The 20,317-nt window shown below is 27.5% G+C and carries 21 protein-coding genes and 1 tRNA gene; 6 read left to right on the top strand and 16 right to left on the bottom strand.

What is annotated here, in order from left to right:
- A partial coding sequence (locus tag Q0W06_RS15745) for a YhgE/Pip domain-containing protein (protein WP_297637834.1) occupies positions 1-1,441 on the bottom strand: 1,441 nt, incomplete at its 3' end.
- A gap of 272 nt (positions 1,442-1,713) precedes the next feature.
- On the opposite strand from Q0W06_RS15745, the gene Q0W06_RS15740 reads away from it, so the two are divergent.
- Positions 1,714-2,649, top strand: a complete 936-nt coding sequence (locus tag Q0W06_RS15740) for a LysR family transcriptional regulator (protein ID WP_297637831.1) — start codon at positions 1,714-1,716, stop codon at positions 2,647-2,649.
- An 86-nt stretch (positions 2,650-2,735) separates the two neighbouring features.
- On the opposite strand, the gene Q0W06_RS15735 is transcribed toward Q0W06_RS15740, so the two are convergent.
- From Q0W06_RS15735 to Q0W06_RS15700, 8 genes are all read right to left on the bottom strand, one after another.
- A complete protein-coding gene (locus Q0W06_RS15735; RefSeq protein WP_297637827.1) occupies positions 2,736-3,089 on the bottom strand; it encodes a type II toxin-antitoxin system PemK/MazF family toxin in 354 nt (117 codons plus the stop codon).
- An 8-nt stretch (positions 3,090-3,097) separates the two neighbouring features.
- Positions 3,098-3,325: a hypothetical protein gene (locus Q0W06_RS15730; RefSeq protein WP_297637824.1), complete on the bottom strand. Its 228-nt coding sequence runs from the start codon at positions 3,323-3,325 to the stop codon at positions 3,098-3,100.
- Between the two features lie 92 nt (positions 3,326-3,417).
- Positions 3,418-4,575: an alanine racemase gene (alr, locus tag Q0W06_RS15725; RefSeq protein WP_297637821.1), complete on the bottom strand. Its 1,158-nt coding sequence runs from the start codon at positions 4,573-4,575 to the stop codon at positions 3,418-3,420.
- Positions 4,576-4,591: 16 nt separating this feature from the next.
- Positions 4,592-5,227: a germination lipoprotein GerS-related protein gene (locus Q0W06_RS15720; protein WP_297637819.1), complete on the bottom strand. Its 636-nt coding sequence runs from the start codon at positions 5,225-5,227 to the stop codon at positions 4,592-4,594.
- Positions 5,228-5,285: 58 nt separating this feature from the next.
- Complete coding sequence (locus Q0W06_RS15715) at positions 5,286-5,996, bottom strand: NAD(P)H-hydrate dehydratase (protein ID WP_297637840.1); 711 nt, start codon at positions 5,994-5,996, stop codon at positions 5,286-5,288.
- Entirely contained in the window at positions 5,957-6,781 is an 825-nt protein-coding gene (locus tag Q0W06_RS15710) for an NAD(P)H-hydrate epimerase (protein ID WP_297637816.1), read from the bottom strand. The genes Q0W06_RS15715 and Q0W06_RS15710 overlap by 40 nt, the downstream gene beginning before the upstream one ends.
- A gap of 5 nt (positions 6,782-6,786) precedes the next feature.
- Positions 6,787-7,155 (bottom strand): holo-ACP synthase, encoded by a 369-nt coding sequence (gene acpS, locus Q0W06_RS15705; RefSeq protein WP_297637813.1) that lies wholly within the window; start codon positions 7,153-7,155, stop codon positions 6,787-6,789.
- Positions 7,156-7,196: 41 nt separating this feature from the next.
- On the bottom strand, positions 7,197-7,508 hold the full coding sequence (locus Q0W06_RS15700) for a DUF6514 family protein (protein ID WP_297637810.1): 312 nt from the start codon (positions 7,506-7,508) through the stop codon (positions 7,197-7,199).
- A gap of 336 nt (positions 7,509-7,844) precedes the next feature.
- On the opposite strand from Q0W06_RS15700, the gene galE reads away from it, so the two are divergent.
- Positions 7,845-8,831 (top strand): UDP-glucose 4-epimerase GalE, encoded by a 987-nt coding sequence (gene galE / locus Q0W06_RS15695; protein ID WP_297637807.1) that lies wholly within the window; start codon positions 7,845-7,847, stop codon positions 8,829-8,831.
- Positions 8,832-8,858: 27 nt separating this feature from the next.
- Here the strand turns inward: galE and Q0W06_RS15690 are convergent, their stop codons facing one another.
- Positions 8,859-9,698: a YihY/virulence factor BrkB family protein gene (locus Q0W06_RS15690; protein ID WP_297637804.1), complete on the bottom strand. Its 840-nt coding sequence runs from the start codon at positions 9,696-9,698 to the stop codon at positions 8,859-8,861.
- Positions 9,699-9,920: 222 nt separating this feature from the next.
- On the opposite strand from Q0W06_RS15690, the gene Q0W06_RS15685 reads away from it, so the two are divergent.
- Complete coding sequence (locus Q0W06_RS15685; RefSeq protein WP_297637801.1) at positions 9,921-10,799, top strand: aldose 1-epimerase family protein; 879 nt, start codon at positions 9,921-9,923, stop codon at positions 10,797-10,799.
- A 47-nt stretch (positions 10,800-10,846) separates the two neighbouring features.
- On the opposite strand, the gene Q0W06_RS15680 is transcribed toward Q0W06_RS15685, so the two are convergent.
- Both Q0W06_RS15680 and Q0W06_RS15675 read right to left on the bottom strand, forming a co-directional pair.
- A complete protein-coding gene (locus tag Q0W06_RS15680) occupies positions 10,847-13,123 on the bottom strand; it encodes an ATP-dependent DNA helicase (RefSeq protein ID WP_297637799.1) in 2,277 nt (758 codons plus the stop codon).
- 369 nt (positions 13,124-13,492) lie between these two features.
- Positions 13,493-14,083 (bottom strand): DUF1836 domain-containing protein, encoded by a 591-nt coding sequence (locus Q0W06_RS15675; RefSeq protein WP_297637796.1) that lies wholly within the window; start codon positions 14,081-14,083, stop codon positions 13,493-13,495.
- Between the two features lie 527 nt (positions 14,084-14,610).
- Here Q0W06_RS15675 and Q0W06_RS15670 point away from each other — a divergent pair.
- On the top strand, positions 14,611-14,850 hold the full coding sequence (locus tag Q0W06_RS15670; RefSeq protein WP_002596649.1) for an AbrB/MazE/SpoVT family DNA-binding domain-containing protein: 240 nt from the start codon (positions 14,611-14,613) through the stop codon (positions 14,848-14,850).
- A gap of 175 nt (positions 14,851-15,025) precedes the next feature.
- Here Q0W06_RS15670 and rsmI read toward each other — a convergent pair whose 3' ends face one another.
- The 3 genes from rsmI to Q0W06_RS15655 all read right to left on the bottom strand — a co-directional run bounded on the left by rsmI (position 15,026) and on the right by Q0W06_RS15655 (position 18,150).
- Positions 15,026-15,871: a 16S rRNA (cytidine(1402)-2'-O)-methyltransferase gene (rsmI, locus tag Q0W06_RS15665; protein ID WP_297637791.1), complete on the bottom strand. Its 846-nt coding sequence runs from the start codon at positions 15,869-15,871 to the stop codon at positions 15,026-15,028.
- Positions 15,864-16,553 (bottom strand): tRNA1(Val) (adenine(37)-N6)-methyltransferase, encoded by a 690-nt coding sequence (locus Q0W06_RS15660; RefSeq protein ID WP_297637837.1) that lies wholly within the window; start codon positions 16,551-16,553, stop codon positions 15,864-15,866. The genes rsmI and Q0W06_RS15660 overlap by 8 nt, the downstream gene beginning before the upstream one ends.
- 214 nt (positions 16,554-16,767) lie before the next feature.
- Positions 16,768-18,150 carry a C40 family peptidase gene (locus Q0W06_RS15655; protein ID WP_297637787.1) on the bottom strand — a complete coding sequence of 461 codons (1,383 nt, stop codon included), beginning with the start codon at positions 18,148-18,150 and terminating at the stop codon, positions 16,768-16,770.
- Positions 18,151-18,537: 387 nt separating this feature from the next.
- Between Q0W06_RS15655 and Q0W06_RS15650 the strand changes: the two genes are divergently transcribed.
- Positions 18,538-18,613, top strand: a tRNA-Pro gene (locus Q0W06_RS15650).
- A 231-nt stretch (positions 18,614-18,844) separates the two neighbouring features.
- On the opposite strand, the gene Q0W06_RS15645 is transcribed toward Q0W06_RS15650, so the two are convergent.
- Entirely contained in the window at positions 18,845-18,994 is a 150-nt protein-coding gene (locus Q0W06_RS15645) for a hypothetical protein (protein WP_297637784.1), read from the bottom strand.
- A 140-nt stretch (positions 18,995-19,134) separates the two neighbouring features.
- On the opposite strand from Q0W06_RS15645, the gene Q0W06_RS15640 reads away from it, so the two are divergent.
- Complete coding sequence (locus Q0W06_RS15640; RefSeq protein ID WP_297637780.1) at positions 19,135-19,794, top strand: HAD family phosphatase; 660 nt, start codon at positions 19,135-19,137, stop codon at positions 19,792-19,794.
- Positions 19,795-20,317 lie beyond the last annotated feature (523 nt).

Genomic DNA, 20,317 nt, shown 5'->3' with positions numbered 1-20,317 from the left:
TTTTTGCTGATTCTAATCCACTATTTAATGCATTTGCTCCTGTATAAACAGAATTCACCCCTGAATTTAATGCATTTGCTCCTGTTTTTGCTGATTCTAATCCATTATTTAACGCACTTGCTCCTTGCGCTACTGAACTAATACCACCATTTAATTTATTTGCTCCACTTGCAGCACTATTGATACCACTATTTAAAGAACTTATTCCATTACTTAATTGAGCTAATCCACCATTTAATTGGCTAGCTCCATTTCCTACATTTGAGATTCCTTCTTTTAAAGCACTTGCTCCTGCTTGAAGCGCTTCTGTTTGAGCAGCTATTTTTTGTGCTAATGCACCAGCTTCTTTCGTCTCTCCTTTAGAAATCAATAATGAAAGTTCTTTTGTTTCCTCTGATATTCCCTGTTCTCCTTCTGCAATTTGTGTTGCACCTGAATTTAGTTTTTGCATTCCGGCAGATAAATTACTTGCTCCTGTTTCTAATTTAGTAGCACCTTCTTTTAAACCTTGTGCTCCATTAGAAAGTTTTTGCATTCCATCCACAAGTCCTTGTGATCCAGTTTGTAATTCATTAGTTCCTGCAACTAATTTTCCTGATCCACTTTGAAGCTTATCGACTCCACTTGCTAATTTATCTGTTCCATCTTGAAGTTTACTTACTCCATCTACTAATTGTCCCGAACCATTTTGAAGTTTATTTACTCCACTTACTAATTGTCCTGAACCATTTTGAAGTTTATCAACTCCATCTACTAATTGTCCTGAACCATTTTGAAGTTTACTTACTCCACTTACTAGCTGTCCTGATCCATTTTGAAGTTTATCCATTCCTGTACTTAATGAACTCGTTCCATTTTTCAATTCAGCTAATCCACTATCTAATCCATTGGCACCATCAGCAGCACTCTTAAATCCATCTTTTGTTTTATATATTGTTTGTACTAAAACATTTGAAACACTTTTTGAAATAGATTGTGATACCGTTTGTTGAATTTCCTGTGCACCAAAACCTGATATTTCTGAGAAAACAAAGTTTTTCCCTTGATTTTGATAAAACTCAATTTCTGGTTTTTCAAATCCATCTGTTGTTGCATTTGCAATTTTTTCTGAAAAGTCCTTAGGAATAACAAGCATTGCATAATATTTAGTTCCATATAATCCATCTTCTGCTTGCTTATAACTAACGAATTTCCACCCTAAAGTATGATTATCCTTTAAATTATTTATTACTGTATTTCCAACGTCATAATTTACACCATCTTTAGTATACGATTGATCTAAATTCACAACAGCTATTGGAACTTTATTAAAGTTTGTTCCATCGTTCCAGTATGATTTTAAATATAACCCACAATATAATGCTGGTATTAATAAAATACTAACCAAAATAACTAAAAGCCAAATTTTTTTATCCTTTTTCTTTTTCTCTTTTTCTGCCATAAAACACAGTACAGTCATATAAATTATTTTATGACTATACCTTCCTCCTTCATTTATGTAAATAAATTAATCGGAACTCGTACTTATGTTTCTTTAGTATTTTTGATTAAATTTATAGTTATTTTTATCTAAAATCCATTATTTAGATATTTATAATAATAAATACGTAAATATTTATTTTCTATATTTCAATTATATCTCTTTAAGTATATAATTTGAAATATATATTATATATATACATATTTACCGAAATCTATATAGGAGGTCAAGCCATGGAACTACTACAATTAAAGTATTTTCAAAGTGTTGCCAAATATGAAAATATAACCAGAGCAGCCAATGAATTGCACATATCACAACCCTCTTTAAGCATTACAATTAAAAGGCTTGAGGATGAATTACAAGTTCCTTTATTTAATAGAAAAGGGAAAAAAATCGAATTAAATATATTTGGGAAAAGCTTCTTGAAAAATGTTAATTCAATTCTTAATCAAATAGAAACTTCAAAACTTGAATTATTAGAGGCTTCCGGAGAAAAAAATACACATTTATCCCTTTCTGCTTCCATAAGTTTTTTCTTAAGTGGGCTTTTAAAAGATTTTTTATTAGTGAATCCTGATATAACTATGTCTCAATCTATAAATTCTATCTCTGAAATCATCACTAAACTAAATGATAGGAGTTTAGATTTTGCTATCACTTGTCCACCTATTGAAAACCCTAATATTGAGACTATGGATTTAATTGAAGAAGAAATAGTAGCCGTTATTCCAATTACTCATCCATTAGCTAGAAAAAAATCTATCTTTTTAAATGAATTAAAAAATGAAGATTTTATAAGTCTTACTGAAGATAATTCATTTAAAAATATAACTAATAAAATGTTTGAGAATGCAAAATTCGAACCTAATGTAACTTTTGAAGGTGATGCTTATATCCTTTCAGAATTAATAGAGATAAAACAAGCCGTAGCTCTTGTACCTTTATCAGTTTGTTTAAAATCTGATAAAACTTCATTTACATTACTAAGATTAGAAGATAAATTAAAAACTAGAAAAATCGCTATTTCATATAAGAAAGGAATTCTTCTTTCCGATCTTTCACAAACTTTTTTAAATTTTGCAATTGATTATTATAAAAACCATTGGTATGTACTGAAAAACTCTCCCAATAAGCATGTAAGATATGTATTTAAAACTTCAAAATAAAAACCGTATTAAGCAATTTGCTTAATACGGTTTTTTCTATTTAATCTCAAAGCTTGTACTAATTTTCTTGTTCTCTTACCCCTCTATTATATTAGGCTTAGACTTATTAATAAGGACCTATTAACTTTTTTCATATCTGAGTCAGTCATGTGTCCAATCTTTTCTTTTAACCTTTTCTTATCTAAAGTCCTAACTTGTTCTAAAAGAACTACAGAATCTCTATTAAGTCCATATTCCTCTGATGAGATTTCTACGTGAGTTGGTAATTTTGCTTTGTTTATTTGCGAGGTTATAGCTGCAACTATAACTGTTGGGCTATACCTGTTTCCAATGTCATTTTGTATTATTATAACGGGTCTTATTCCACCTTGCTCTGAGCCTATAACTGGACTTAAATCAGCATAGAATATGTCCCCTCTTTTTACAACCATAGTCGTCATTTATTTTATCACTCTCCGCAAAGCCATTCTTCATATTCATCAAGCTCTTCTAGTTCATTGTCTGTCATCATAGACATCTCTAAATTTAAAAATGCCATTTCTTGATATCCCTTTTTCATTTTAACTTTTGTTTCTTCTGTAAAAGGACTATCTATATATATTATTAATTCATCATCATTATATTTACTCTTTTTTTCTTTAAGATACCTTTTTTTTAATTCTTTTGGACAAAACATTCTTATTCCTCCCATTGAATAGAACCTCTACAATAGAATTATATCTAAATTGAGTGCATTTTGTCAAAATTTTAAAGTATAATTTAAAAATTTTATAAATAATGTCTAGTTGAAGTGATATTTCCATTTTCTTTGTATACTCGTGGAACCCTTTTCCCAATCATACATAATATTTCATAATTTATGGTATTTATTTCACTTGCAATATTATCTGCATTATAAACACAATTTTCACTTTGTCCTAAAAGAATAACTTCTTCATTTACTTTTATATCCTCTAATCCTGTAACATTTACCATACACTGATCCATACATATTCTTCCTACTACTGGATATAATTTATCTTTTATTATAACTTTAGCTTTTCCTGATAAAAGTCTCGTATATCCATCTGCATATCCTATTGGTAATGTCGCTATTTTTTCAGAAGCTTTAGTAACATATTTTCTACCATAACTTATGTATGTCCCTTCTTCGACTTCCTTTAAATGAACTATATAACTTTTTAATGTTAGTGCTGGCTTTAATTTTATTTTTTCTTTATTAACTTCATCTGATGGATAGTATCCATATAAAATTATTCCCGGTCTCACACCATCATAATAATATTCTTCTAAATCTATTATCGTTGCACTATTTGCTACATGCTTAATTCCTACATTTATATCTCTTTTTTCTAATTCATCTACTACATATTTATATTTACTAACTTGCTTCTTTGTATAAGTTTTGTCCTCTTCATCTGCTGTTGAAAAATGCGTAAATAATCCTGTAATCTCTATTCCTTCTAATTTACTTATTTCTTCTATTTCATCTACACTTTCTTTACATGGAATAAATCCTATTCTTCCCATTCCTGTATCTAAAGAAATATGAATTTTAGCTTTCTTTCCTAACTTTATAGCTATTTTTGATAATTCTCTTGCGTAATCTACACTAAATACAGTTTGTTCTATTTCATTACTTATTATTTCTTCAGCGAAACTTAATGGAGTATATCCTAATATTAATATAGGAACATTTATTTTAGCTTCTCTAAGTTCAATTGCTTCTGTTATTACCGCAACTGCTAATCTATCTGCTCCATTTTTTAATAAAGTTGGAACTACTCCTAAAGCTCCATGACCATAAGCATCAGCTTTTACAACTGCTATAATTTCTTTATCTTTAACTACTTTTTTTATTTCTACTATATTATGCTTTATTGCATCTAAGTCAACTTCTGCCCATGCTGGTCTTATATTTATCATCTTATACACCTCTTGTTTATTTGCATTTATCTATTTTACTAAAATCTCTGTATTCTATTTTTACTCTATCTTTATTGTTTATATCTTGTATTTTCATTAACATTGGTATTTTTTCTGTTTTATTTATATATATAACTGCTTTATCTAAATGTTGATTATTAGAAACAATATCAATACTAACCTTTAAATACTTTATATCGCCCCATTCTTCCGAACCTTCTTCAATACTAGTAATTGGATTTTTAAAAAGTTCCTCTAAGATTGCTAAAATATAAAAACTATCAGTATCCTTTTCTAAATTATATTCTTTTCCATCTTTGTACTTCATAGAAATCGAGTCTTTATTATAGGTTTTTACTAACTTATCCCCAAACTCCATCATTGGAGCGTGTCCTTTTGAATAATGTAAATTCACCTTTTCAACGTACTCTCCCCTAGAATTATTTATTGTAAATTCTACAATAGTATTATATCTATCTAGATTCTTCACCCTTTGTATGATTTCATCATTTGTTAATGTAACATTATGCCTTAGCATAATAATTAATCCTATAATAATAATAGGTAATATTATTATAGCTCCTAATTTAATATTTCTTTTTAGACTCTTTTTTACTTTTTCATCTTTTATCTTTTTATTATTTAATTTCATAAATCCCCCATTAATTTATTGCTTCCTTATACAATATTAATTAATCGGGACTTTTATTCTAATTTTCACATAATAAATCTTCTATTATTTTAGGTAAGTTATTAATTATATCTCTTGCATTTACACTATTTAACCTTTTTCCTAAGCAATCCCCAGCATATCCATGTACATATGCACCTAATACAGCTGCATCTTTTATAGATAATCCTTGCCCTATAAAGGATGTTATTATTCCAGTTAAACAATCTCCCATTCCGCCTGATGCCATTTTACTATTGCCAGTATTATTTATAATTACTTCTTCACCATCTGTAATTATAGTATTATATCCTTTAAGTAAAAGAACAATCTTTTTTTCTTTAGCAAATTTTTTACTTATTTCTATTTTGTTTTCTTCTATTTCTTCTATAGATTTTCCTACTAGTCTACTCATTTCTCCTAAATGAGGTGTAATAATAGCTCTACCTTTAATATAATTGAAGTATTCATTTTTTTCACTTAAAATATTTAATCCATCTGCATCTATAACTAAAGGACTTTCAGTATTTTTTATAACTTTATCAAAAACTTCAATCGCTTCTCCATCTGTTCCCATTCCTGGTCCTATGGCAATTACATTGAATTTTTTCAAATCATTAATTTCACATATGTTATCATAACTTTTAATCATAGATTCAATAACTCGACATTTTAAAATATTCGCTATCTTATTACTAACTATAAGGGTTACTAATCCACTTCCAGCTCTAAGCGCTGCTTCAGAAGATATGTATACTGCCCCACAAAACTTTCACTACCTCCAACTATCGCCACCTTTCCAAAATCGCCTTTATGACTTCCTTTATTTCTTTTGGGTATTTTATTTTTATAAACTTCCTTAGGAAGAATATGTACTTTTTCACTTACTCTTTTTTTTATTTCTTTTGGTATGTCAATATTAATTACTGAAAGCTCTCCTAAATTTTCTATATTTTTTATATAAATAAAACCCCTTTTTATAGCTTCTAAAGTTATTGTCTTAGTAGCTTTTACACAACTACCTAGTACTACACCTTTATTTGCTTCCATTCCAGATGGAATATCTATAGAAATTACTTTTTCATTCGAATTAATAAATTCTATAATATCGTTATATATTCCTTCTAATTTTCTGTTTAATCCTATTCCAAATAATGCATCTATAATTACATTATCTTTCTCTACTATACTTTTTAATTTATTTAAATCAAGATTATTCTCAATATTATTAATATTTGTTTTCATATTTAATAGTATCTTTAAATTAACCTTAAAATCTTTTGTTCCTTTTTCCATATTTCCAACAACAAAAATATGTACTTTTTTATTTTCTAAAATTAATTTTCTTCCAACAACAAGGCCATCTCCACCATTGTTTCCAGTTCCACATATAATAATAAAGGTTTCACCTTCATTTATTACTTTATTTTTTATTTTTTCTCCTGCATTTTCCATTAATACTATAGATGGAATTCCAAAGTCGTTTATTGCTTTATTATCCATTTCTTTCAAGGCTTCCTTACTTAAAACTTCCATAATTCTTACCTCTCTATTATTGCAAATGCTATTGCCGATGTTTTATTATGTGAAATTGTTACATGAATTTTTGCTTCTTTTAAATTAAACTTTTCTTTTATATTTTCACTTAAATTCACAATTGGCTTGCCTAAATCATCTCTTAAGATTTCTATTTCCTTTAAATTGAATCCTCTAACTCCAGATCCTAATGCCTTACTTATTGCTTCTTTACTTGCAAAATTTCCAGCAATCGTATCCATTTTCATATTTCTAGTATTAAAGTATTCAATTTCATGGCTCGTAAATACTTTAAATAGAAAACTTTGCGTTCTATTTATTGCAGCTTCTATTCGTTCTATTTCGATTATGTCACTACCGATTCCACAAATCATAAAATACACTCCTTCTAGAAATATTATACTCTACTTCTTTATTATAAACCAATAGCTACAAAATCATTAACACATTCGTCAATAAATTCCCCTGCAATATCAATTAAATGTAATGGTGATACTCCATTTTCATAAAGCATTACTAAAAGTCTTTCCACCTTTTCTTTATTTGGTGAAATCAATTCAACTGAATCTTTAAAACTATCTATTATTTCATCTTTAATACAATCTATTCTTTCAATCTCAATTCCATAAATATTATTTTTATTTACAACGTTATCAATGAGTCTATATATATATTTCCTCTCTATTCCATTCGTCATTCTTACAAATACAAAATTCTCGTTAATCATACTATATTCCCCCTTTAATTAATCCCTAATTGAAATATACCATACTTTCTGATTTTTTTATGTCAAACTGTGCTATCTAAAAAAATTTTTTTTCACTGAATTATTTTAAACTTTTCTATTTTCACCCTTCATTCTTCATATTATTCTGTTTTTATTTTCCACTTTTCTTAATATTTTGTCGAAAATGATATTTTCCAGGAAATATATACACTATTTTTATTTATTTTTTGTAATATTCTAGTTGTTTCCTCCCCCTATCTTTTCCATAAAATAATGTCTTTTTATATTTAGTAATGTTATAATATCTATATTATTTATATTTAAGGAGGTTTTTTTATGGCTATATTAGTTTGTGGTGGAGCCGGATATATCGGAAGTCACATGGTAGCAGAATTATTAGAAAACGGTAAAGAAGTTGTTATTTTAGATAATCTTGAAAAAGGACATAAAGACGCAGTATTAGGTGGTAAACTTTATATTGGAGATTTAAGAGATAGGGCTATTTTAGATAAAGTCTTTACTGAAAATAAAATAGATGCAGTTATTGATTTTGCTGCTTATTCACTAGTTGGTGAAAGTATGACAGAACCATTAAAATACTTTAACAATAATGTTTATGGAACTATAAATCTTTTAGAAGCTATGAGAGATCATAATGTTAAATACATTGTATTCTCATCAACAGCTGCAACTTACGGTGAACCTGAGGTTGTTCCTATAGTAGAAGATTTAAAAACACTTCCAACTAATGCTTATGGTGAATCAAAACTTTTAGTTGAAAAAATACTAAAATGGTGTGATACTGCATACGGTATTAAATATACAGCTTTAAGATATTTTAATGCTGCTGGTGCACATGTAAACGGACAAATTGGAGAAGACCATTCTCCAGAATCTCATCTTATCCCATTAATTTTACAAGTTGCTTTAGGTAAACGTGACAAAATTATGATTTTTGGTGATGATTATGATACTAAAGATGGAAGCTGTATAAGAGACTATATTCATGTTTCTGATTTAGCTCATGCTCACTCATTAGCTCTTGATAGATTAATGAATGGTGGAGAAAGCAGAATATATAACTTAGGAAACGGAACTGGATTCTCTGTTAAAGAAATGGTTGAAATAGCTAGAACTGTAACTGGCCACTCAATTCCTGCTGAAATTGCTCCAAGAAGAGCTGGTGATCCAGCAATATTAATCGCTTCAAGTGAAAAATGTATAAATGAACTTAACTGGAAACCACAATTCAATTCAGTTCAAACTATAATTGAAACTGCTTGGAATTGGCATAAAAATCATCCAAATGGATATGAAAAATAAAAAAAATTGGGGAGTAAGTGATTAAACTTACTCCCATTTTTTTTCATTTTCTAATACTGAATTTATTTCTACTCCAAAAATAAATACCATTGAAGTTATATATAGCCATGTCATTAAAACAAATATTGTTCCTAAACTTCCATATATTCTAGAATAATTTGAAAAGTGATTTACATAATATGAAAAACCTGCAGATGCTATTAACCATCCTAAAGTGCTTATTATAGCTCCTGGCAGAACATCTATAAATCTAACCTTCTTTGCTGGTGCAATTTTATAAATAATTGCAAATACTGCAATTAATATAACTATAATTGCCCCATGTCTAACTACATTCCACAAATAGGCCACCACATGCCCAAAAGGTAATACATCTGTTAAAAATGTACCGATAACCTCTCCAAATACTGACATGATTAAAGTTGATACTACTGTTAATGCCAATCCTATAACACCTAACATTCCAATTATGCATCTTATTATAAATGATCTTGTCTCTTGAATATCATATGCTCTATTGATACTTTTAATTACCCCTCTCATTCCAGTTGATGCTGACCATAATGTTAATACAATAGATGCTCCTAAAATTCCTGTGTGTTGATAATCTACCACTTCTACTATTGTAGATTTAGTTAAATCATATACACTTCCTGGAAGTAATCTTTGAATCCATTCTAATACATCTGTAGAACTTAAGTGACTAAATCCTATAAGTGTCATTAAAAATATTAAAAAAGGAAAAAATGCAAGCATTAAATAATATGCAAGCTGTGCCCCTGATCCAAAGATATCATCATTTTTCACTTTAACAATTAAATAAATTATTGTGTCTATTACTGATTCTCTTTTTATTTTTTTTCTCATATTTTCACCATACATCTATATTTTTCTATTCCTATTGATTTATATTATCATATGTACATACTATAAGTAAAATACTCCCTCTTCTTAAATTATGGATAATATGGTAACATATTATTAATACTTAATATTTCATAATTAATATTAATTTACTATCATTATGGCATTATTAATATTGATTATTATATTTTATAAATATATTTTAATTTAAAGGAGTAGCTTGTAATGATTTATACACTTGAAAATTCCACTATAAAAATTACCGCTAGCACAGACGGTGGTGAGCTTCATAGCTTAACTTCACAAATTGATAAAACTGAATTTCTTTGGAACGGAAATGAAGAATTTTGGAAATACCATGCCCCTATACTATTCCCTATTGTAGGAAAAGTTATAGATGGACATTATACTGTAGAAGGAAAAAGTTATAGCTTACCACAACATGGACTTGCTAGAGTTTCTGAATTTACAATGATTGAAAAATCAAATTCACATATAATCTTTTCATTAACTTACTCTGACAAGACTTTAGAAGTCTATCCATATAAATTTGAATTACAAATTAGATATGACCTTATAGACTCTGGTGTTAAAGTAAGTTATAAAGTTATAAATAAAGATGATAAAGAAATCTTTTTCTCAATAGGAGCACACCCAGCCTTTATGTGTCCTATATTGCCTGATGAAACAATGGAAGATTATTTCTTCTCTTTTAACGAAAAAGAAACTTCATCCCTGTTAACTTTAAATGCTGAAGGTTATTTCTCAAAAACAAGAGCCAATTTTTTAAATAATGAAAATATCATTTCGTTAAGTAAAGATGTATTTAAAAATGATGCCTTAGTATTTGATAATTTAAAATCAAACCAAATATCTTTAAAATCAAAAAAACATAGCAAATCTTTAACTATGGACTTTACAGGATTCCCTTATATGGGATTATGGTCAAAACCTACCGGTGCACCATTTGTTTGTATTGAGCCTTGGTTTGGTCATTCTGATTTTGAAGATTTTAATGATGAATTTAAAAATAAAGAGGGAATTCAACATTTACATATAAATGCGGATTTTTCTTGCTCATATACTGTATCATTTACAATTTAAATAAAAAATTTAGGATTACTTATTAAAGTAGTCCTAATCTTTCAACCTTATTTTCTATACCATTCTTTTGGTAATATATTTTTATATTTATAATTAAAATATCTGTCATCTATTAAAAGTGCTCTTCCTTTATCTTTTTCCGTTCTTATTACCCGTCCTACCGCTTGCATCACCTTATTAATTCCAGGATAAATATATGAATAATCAAATCCATTTTCCTCAAAATATTCTTTTATAATTTCTCCCTCAATTGATATTTTAGGAAATCCTACACCTACAACTATAGTACCTATAAGCTTTTCACCTGGCAAATCAATTCCTTCCGAGAACATTCCCCCTAAAACTCCTAAGCCAACAATATTTTGTTCATTCTCAAAAATTTCAACAAATCTTTTTTTATCTCTATCACTCATATATTGATCTTGAACCATTAAAGTCATTCCATCTATATTTTTAATTTCACTAAATGCCATATCTAAATACTCATATGATGGGAAAAACACAAGATAATTTCCTCGCTCTTCTAAAATAAACTTTTTTATTTCCTCACAAACTACAGGTAATGTTCTTTCCCTAGCCCTATATCTAATATCAATTCTCTTTTTTATTATCTCTAAATTATTGCTATCAAATGGGCTTTCTAAATTTAATCTATAAATATCTCCTTTTCCACATAATAAATCCATATAATAATTCATCGGAGTTAATGTAGCAGAGAATAAAATATTCCCTCCAGTTCCTTTTAATACTGCTCCGATTTTCTTTGACGGATCTACGCAAAACAATTTTAAATTTACATCATTCCCAATCTTTTGCACATAAGTTACATAATCTTCACCATAGATTTCACTAATAGACAAAAATTTATTTATATCAAAATACACTTCTAAATAATCCTCAATAAAATCTTCATTTTTATATTTTGCTAAATTTTCTTCACTTTCACTCATAAATCGTCTTAAATGTCTAAATATTTCATCTGGTGGGTATTCAGTACAAAAATAATTTTGCTCTTCCTCTTCACATTCTTTTCTAAGTGTTATAAAGCAATCATTTATCTTTCCTAATACTTTATATATTAATTCATCTTTTCCTTTAATAGCTTTTCTTAATTTCATAACTTTTTCTTTTGTTAAATTAGCAGAATACATACTTCTACCTCTATCAACTAAATTATGACATTCATCAATCAATAAAATTCTATTTTTATCTTCATCCTCATCAATTCTTTTAAGAGCAACTCTAGGATCAAATACATAATTGTAATCACAAACTATACAATCACACCAATTTATTAAATCTAAGGATAATTCAAAAGGACATATCTCTAGTTTTTTACTTATCTCGATTATATCTTCACTATATATATGTCCATGCATTTTTAAGAAGTTTTTTATTCCTTCTTTATTTTTTTCATAATATCCTCTTGCATAAAGACACTCTTCAGGATTACAACTCACTTTTTCATTTAAACATATTTTATCTTTTGCTCTAATTGAAACACTTCTAAAATAAAGACCTTTTTCTTTTAATAATTCTAATGTATCTTCTGCTACTTTCCCATTTACACCTCTTGCAGTTAAATAAAATATTTTATCTCTGCCTATTCCTTCTATAGCTTTTATAGCAGGAAATAATGTAGATATAGTTTTCCCAATTCCAGTAGGTGCTTTTACAAAAATAGTTTCTCCTTCTCTTATTGTAGAATATCCTGTTCTCGCTAATCTAAGCTGACCTTTTCTATACTCTTTAAAAGGGAAATCTAAATTTCTAATACTTATATCTCTTTTTTCTCTATAATTAGTTAATAAATTAAAATAAACTTTATACTCTTCTAATATATTAAAAACATACTGCTGCAACTCTAAAAAAGTTTCTTCTCTTCTAAAAATTTTCACCTTTTCTAAATCTAACTGATAATATGTAAGCTGAATTTTCAATTTTTCTAAATTATTATTTAATGCATATACATATGCATAGAATTTCAACTGTGCCCAGTGAGTTTCATTTTCATCTTTTATTTCATCCATTGGTTTATAAGTTGATTTTATTTCTTCAATAATAATCTCTCCATCTTCAACTATTATTCCATCTGTTCTCCCATCCACTTTCAATACAAAATTTTCCAAATCAAATTCCGATGTAAGATATACTTCTTTTTCATACTTATCATATATTTCTTCATTATTCTTTTGCACTTTTTGATGAGCTCTAGTTCCTTCTAATGCTCTTTTATTAGTTACAAATCTATTATCGATACTTCCACTTTTAAGAATAAACTCAACTAAACTTCTAACCGATTCACGGATTAAAATTTTCTTCATTTTCTTCCTCCACATATACAACTCTTTAAATTATCTATTATCTTTATTTTACTTTTTTAAATTTTATTTTATTAAACTCTAAAATTTTCCTTTCCTATTATATAGCCTTTTAACTTACTCCATTTAAAAGCCAGTAAAATACCACATTTACTCTTAAAACTTTTTAATCCCTATTGTTTTATTTTAATTTAATTCCACAAGTTTATCCACTATACTTATCCATATAAAAAATGAATCTAAAAGCTTCACACCGAAGATTTCGTTTTAATTTAACCACTTCATTTTAGAATATTCATCAATATATCTATCCTCTTAGAATTTTATAAGCTCAAAAAAAAAGAATTGCTAAACTAGCAATTCTTTTTAATACTATTCTCCATGTTGTTCTTTAACTATTTTTTGAACTAACTTTTTAATAACACTAGCTTGAGCAATTAAAGATAAAACTAACATAAATGTTTTTATCTTATCTTCTTCACTTTCATTTAAATTCAATTCTTTAACTAAATCATCTAATCTTTCCTCTGTATCCGCTGATGTAGATAAAAATGAATCTAAACTTTCTTTTTGTGTTTCTGCAAAAACTTTATATGCAGTTTCCCATGAAATTATATCATCCGTTCTATCATTTATCTCATTAAATGCTAGACTGAATACTTTCTTTATTTCATCAGTAGTCAAAACCGGTCTCATATAACTTAAAAGAACTAATTGAACTAAATGAAGTTTAGTATATCCCCTTTTTTTACCATCTTCTGGTTTAGTAATTACTTCACTTTTTATGTAGTTTTGCACTATATTATTCGTATACTTATCTTCCGTGAACTTATCATTTAAATAATCTATAACTTGAGATAAAAATAAATCATATTTTGGTAATTCTTCATAGTCAATCATACTATTTCTTGACATTTCTTCTGTAAGTTCAGCTATATATTCTGAGTTTATTTTTTTAGACATTCATATTCACCCTTACTTTCCTTACTTTTAATATCTTGTTAATACTATTATATAGTTAATATAAACCTTTTACAAGTTAATTTTTTCACTATTTTCTACTTTTTATATTCCCTTTCTAATCCATTTACTTACAATTTTTATTTTAAATCATGTTTTCTTCCATTTTCGATTAATATTTTCAATTAATTCACATTTTATCAGTGTAACTTTAGTTAGATTGATATATTTTTACCTTTTTCGCTATTTTATAGTCGATTTAATGCTTAAAAATTATAGTTTGTCCATTTTTTTTGCATATTTATGAGATTTTTTAAATAATATTAGTTAATAATTTTTTAATTTGTAAAGTATTGACAATACTATTTTTTGGTAGTATATTATAACTATAGAATTTATTGATAAATTTTGTAGTTTATTAAATGTTAACATTTATCGGTTGACTTTAAATTACAGTTTTGGTAAGATAACATAGTGAAATGTCGAAACTTGTAGGATAATACACAATTAAAATATTAGGAGGAACCTTTATGAAATCAACAGGAGTAGTTAGAAGAGTAGATGAATTAGGAAGAATAGTTATACCAATAGAGTTAAGAAGAACTCTTGATATAGCTGAAAAAGATGCATTAGAAATATATGTAGATGGTGAGCAAATCATATTAAAGAAATATGAGCCAGCTTGTATTTTCTGTGGAGATGCTAGAGATGTAGTTAACTACAAAGGTAAAAATATCTGTAAGAACTGTTTTGCAGAATTAAAAAAATAATATAAAATTTTTACATAGGATTAATTTGGTTAAAAGCTAGTTTCACGCTAGCTTTTTTTATTTTGTTTTTTAAATCAATACTACATAATAAATTAAATTAAAAAATACACCCCTAGATGTTTCTTGAGGTGTATCTTTCTTTTGTTCCGGTCTGCCCAATCTTCATTACTTTATATTATATTTCTGTTGAATACTTATATATTACACTTTTTGGTTCTTTTCTATCCTTTGCTACCATTTTTATAGCGTCTTTTTTTGAAAAACCTTCATTTATATACTTTCTGATATGCTCTTCAATAGTAAGACCTTCCCACTCACTCTTTTTTTCTTGTTCAAATTCTTCTTCAGTTTTTCCACTAACAACTAGAACAAACTCTCCTCTAGGTGCATTTTCTAAAAAGAATTCTTTAACTTCAGATATTTTTCCTCTTACTATCTCTTCATGTAACTTTGTTAATTCTCTACATGCTGCCATCTTTCTATTCCCAAAACTTTCTTGTAAAAAAGTAAGTGTATGTAATAGTCTATGTGGTGCTTCATAAAATATTAGAGTTTCCTTCATTTCTTTTATCTCTTCAACTAATTTATTTCTATCTTTGTTCTCTCTTGAAATAAATCCTCTAAATGCAAATGCTGTGCTATCTAATCCTGAATAAATTAATGCTGTTGCAAATGCTGTTGCTCCTGGTAAAACTTCAAATTCTATTCCTTCTTCAATACATTTAGTAACAATAACACTTCCTGGATCTGAAATTCCCGGCATTCCAGCATCACTTACTAATGCAATGTTTTCTCCACCTTTTAATCTATTTATTAAATCATTACTTTTCCCTTGTTCATTATGCATATGATAACTAATTAAAGTTTTCTTTATTTCAAAGTGGTTTAAAAGTTTTAACGTTTGTCTTGTATCTTCTGCTGCTATTACATCAGCATTTTTCAATGTTTCTAAAGCTCTTAATGTAATATCTTTTAAATTTCCTATAGGTGTTGCAACCAAATATAATTTTCCATTACTCATTCTTATCTCTCCCATAAATTTCATTTATTTCATCTGTTACAGTTCCATCATTATTATATACATATAAAGGCGCTTCCCATTTTAAGAATGCTCCTCCATCTCTTTGACCTTCAATTAAAACTATATTAGGAGCTTTTCCTAATTTAGGATGAACCATTTGCACTCTCTTAGGTTCAATTTTATATTTTCTCATTAACATAATAATATCTGCTAATCTTTCAGGTCTATGTACCATAAATAAACGTCCATTATCCTTTAATAAAACTCTACTTGCTTCAATTACATTTTCTAAATTACACATAACTTCATGTCTTGCAATTGCTAATTTATCTAAAGGATTTACGATTCCTGCATTATTTAATTTATATGGTGGATTTACTGTTATTACATCAGCCTTTTCTATTTTTTTCATTGCTGAAATATTTTTTAAATCCTCTTTTATAAACTCCATATCTTCGCAATTATTTATTATAATACTTCTATTAGCCATCTCTACAAATTCATCTTGTATTTCTATTCCTAAAATACTAGCTGGATTGTATTTTCCTTTTACTAAAAAAGGAACTATCCCTGTACCAGTACATAAATCTATAACTCTATATCTTTTTTTAACATTAGCAAAATAAGATAATAATACTGCATCTATTCCAAATTTAAATCCTTCTTTTTTCTGAATAAGCATTAGTCCTTTTAATTGCAAATCATCTAAATTTTCATCTTCTTTAACTAATTTATTTTCCACTTTCAATTCTCCTTACTAAATTATGTATTTAATTATACAGTAAAGAATTTAACATAACAACTTCATATATTTTTCCTCATATATATTATAATTTTTAACATAACTAAAAGAAGCTATCCATTAAAGTATAGCTTCTTTTTCTATTATCTAAATACTATAAAATTCTTCTTCCTGCATAAAAAGCCCATACCGGTGATACTTTAAGTTTATCACCACTACTTGGTGCATGAATCATATTACCATTTCCAACATAAATACCAACATGGCCCGCACTTGTAAATACAAGATCTCCAGGTTGTAGTTGTGATCTCGAAACAGCTCTTCCTGCTCCTACTTGATTATAAGTAGTTCTTCCAATCTCTCTTCCAGCAGCTTTTCTATAAACATAACTAGTAAATCCTGAACAATCAAATGAATCTGGTCCAGTTGCTCCCCATACATACGGTTTTCCTAAATGTTTATATGCTTCATTTAAAACAGCTTGTACAGTTGCAGTGTTTCCTGCTGGTGGTGGTGTAACTGTTCCACCTCCATTATTATTGTTCCCACTATTACTATTATTATTTCCATTATTATTGTTATTGCTATTATTATTGTTATTATTTGTATTGTTATTATTAGATGAGTTATTGGTATTTGTATTTCCTCTATTTGCATTTGCTTCCGCTTCCGCTTCCGCTTGTGCTCTAGCTTGCTCATCTTGTTTTTGCTTTAATAGAGTTTGTCCTTTTGATATAGCACTATCAATTTCAGCTTTTACTGTTGGACTCTTAATTTGATTATTTTTTAAATCAGTTATTTGAGATATAGCTCCTTTTAATGCTTCAATTGAACTTGAACTACTATTTAATATGTTAATTTGACTAGATACAATTTCTCTCTCATATCTTGCTAAATATTTCTGATCAAATTCTTTTTGTGCTACTTCTGCATCTTTTGCTAAAGTCTCTTGTTCCGCCTTTAACTTTTCCGCATCTGCTAACTCTTTTTCTGTTTCAGTATTTAATTGCTCTACCTTTTGAGTTTTTTCTTGTATTGATTTGATCTGCTTGTCCAAATTATCTTTATCATTTTTTAAAGCTTCAACAGCATTTCTATCTGTTGTTACTAATCTTGTTGCTATTTCTACTCTATCTATTAAATCACCAAAGCTTGATGCTCCAAAAACTAATTCTAAATAGCTTAATTGTCCACCAGACTTATATAAATCACTTAGTCTATTTCCAAGAACCTCTTCTTGATTAGCTATCTTTACTTTTGTTTGAGCAATCTCTTGTTCTGTATTTTCCATTTGCTTTTTTAGATTATTTATTTCTTCTTTATTATTTTGTATATTTATTACTAATGGCTCTATTTTTGTATTAAACCCATTTATCTTATCGTTAATTTTTGCTATATTCGCTTGCATTTCATCATATTGATCTTGCGCATCACGAGCCTCTTTACTTATTGGCTCCGCGCTTGCTGTCATCGTGGGTAACGCTACATTTAATGATAATGTTCCTGCTATTATGGCAGCTACTATTTTTCTTTTCATGAGTTAAACGGTTCCTAAGAACCTACCCCCCCTTCAAAATATGTGTTAACGGTCTAAGTTTTTTGTAATTATAACATTTTTAATAATCTGTTACAATATTAAAAATTACAAAAGTATTACAAAAAGCCAATTCGAAGTGTAAAATCAATTACATAAGACTTTGTTATTGTTTACATTGCCATTTTTTATAATTTTTAATATATTTTTTTAAATATTATCCATAATACTTTAGACACTTTTTTCAAACTTTTTTAATACTATTATTACTAAAAAGTTACTTTCTATATATAGAATATCATATTTGTATCCTTTTTGTAAAATTTTTTAATATTTTATTTATGTAATTGACAAATTCTCTTCTTTATCATATACTTATTAAGTAGTTTACGGGGTGTGGCGCAGATGGTAGCGCGCATGGTTTGGGACCATGAGGTCGCAGGTTCGAGACCTGTCACCCCGACCATTAGAAGTTATTTTTATAACTTCTTTTTTTATTCTCAAAATTTATTTCAGTAACATTTTTTTCATTAATCCACTTCTTTTTTCATTCTTTAAGATTCTCTCAATCTATCTATAAACTAATTTTCTTATTAACATACCTTTTCTATTAAACTATTTGCACGCTAACTTTTCTATAAATTGATTCCCTTACAAATTAATTTCTCTATAATTTTATATATTTTTATACTTAAATCTATATTCTTCCATCTATAGTATTATCTTCAGAATCTATATTCTCATTTCTCTGCATTTTTTTTATATTTTCATCTGCTTTGCTTGCTGCTTTACATAAAGCTAACGTTACTATTAAAACTAATATATATATAATTAAAACTATTTTCATTTCATCTAATCCTTCCAATAGAAATAGATATCTAACCTATTCCATTTCTGATATAATTATTTCTGTATTTTGTAAATAAATCACATTATATATATCCCCAATACTACTTGTACTAATACTCAAATTAAGGAGGAAATTTAATGTTTTTAAAAAATATCGAAGCAGTAATTTTTGATTTAGATGGTACTTTAATTGATTCTTTAGATATCTGGCATCAAATTGATATAGACTATTTAAGTTCTAAAAATTTAGAAGTTCCCCCAAACTTACATTCTGAGATCGGACACCTAAGCTTTGTTCAAACTGCGCATTACTTTAAAAATCGATTTAATCTAAATGACTCAATCGAAATTCTATTAGAAACTTGGAACTCAATGGCCTTAGAACAATACACTTACAATACGCCTCTAAAGCCAGGTGCTCTAAAATTCTTAACCTATCTAAAATCTCATGGTTTTAAAATAGGACTAGCTACTAGTAACTCAACTATATTATTAACAGCTGCATTAAAACAAAATAATATTTTTGATTTTTTTGATGCAATTACTACTACTTCAGAGGTTGATAAAGGGAAAGATCATCCTGATGTGTACCTATTAGCTGCTAATAAGCTTAATACAGACCCCAAAAACTGTTTAGTCTTTGAAGATATTCTTCCAGCTGTTAAAGGTGCTAAATCAGCTAATATGCATGTTATAGCTATAGAAGATAAAGAATCTCTTAAAGATAAACATGAATTAATCTCTCTATCTGATAACTATATCCAAAACTATAATGAACTATTCAAATATCTAGATTAAAGATTCTGTGCAATAATTAGTTATACTATAAGCTATTTATTAAATGAGTAGTTTATAGTGAACTTATTACTAGCTTCTATATACAATATTTTTTCCACTTAAATTCATTGAAAAATATTCAAATTTAAATTACTATTTAAATGCTATATTTATAAGTACACTTCAATTCTTCTTTTCAATATATATCTTATATATATCTTTTATAATATATAAGATAACATACTCTTTCTTATGACATCTAAAATTGCCATATCTATTCAATAATTCTCACACTTAATATCCACACTTATAACTTAAAATTTTCATATAAAAAAATTTCATACTCATACAAATATATACTATATATCCATAACTAAATAAAATTTTTTATATAACTATTCTTATTATAAATATTTTATCCTAATCAAATATTTTACATAATTACTCTTATTATAAATATTTCATCCTAATCAAATATTTATATAACTACTGTATAGCACAAACTAATAGTAATCCAGAAAATCATTAAAAAGTTTACCACCCT

It is taken from the genome of uncultured Clostridium sp. (genome assembly GCF_947072515.1).
Classification (GTDB): Bacteria; Bacillota; Clostridia; order Clostridiales; family Clostridiaceae; genus Clostridium.
This window is presented reverse-complemented; position numbering and strand designations above follow the sequence as displayed.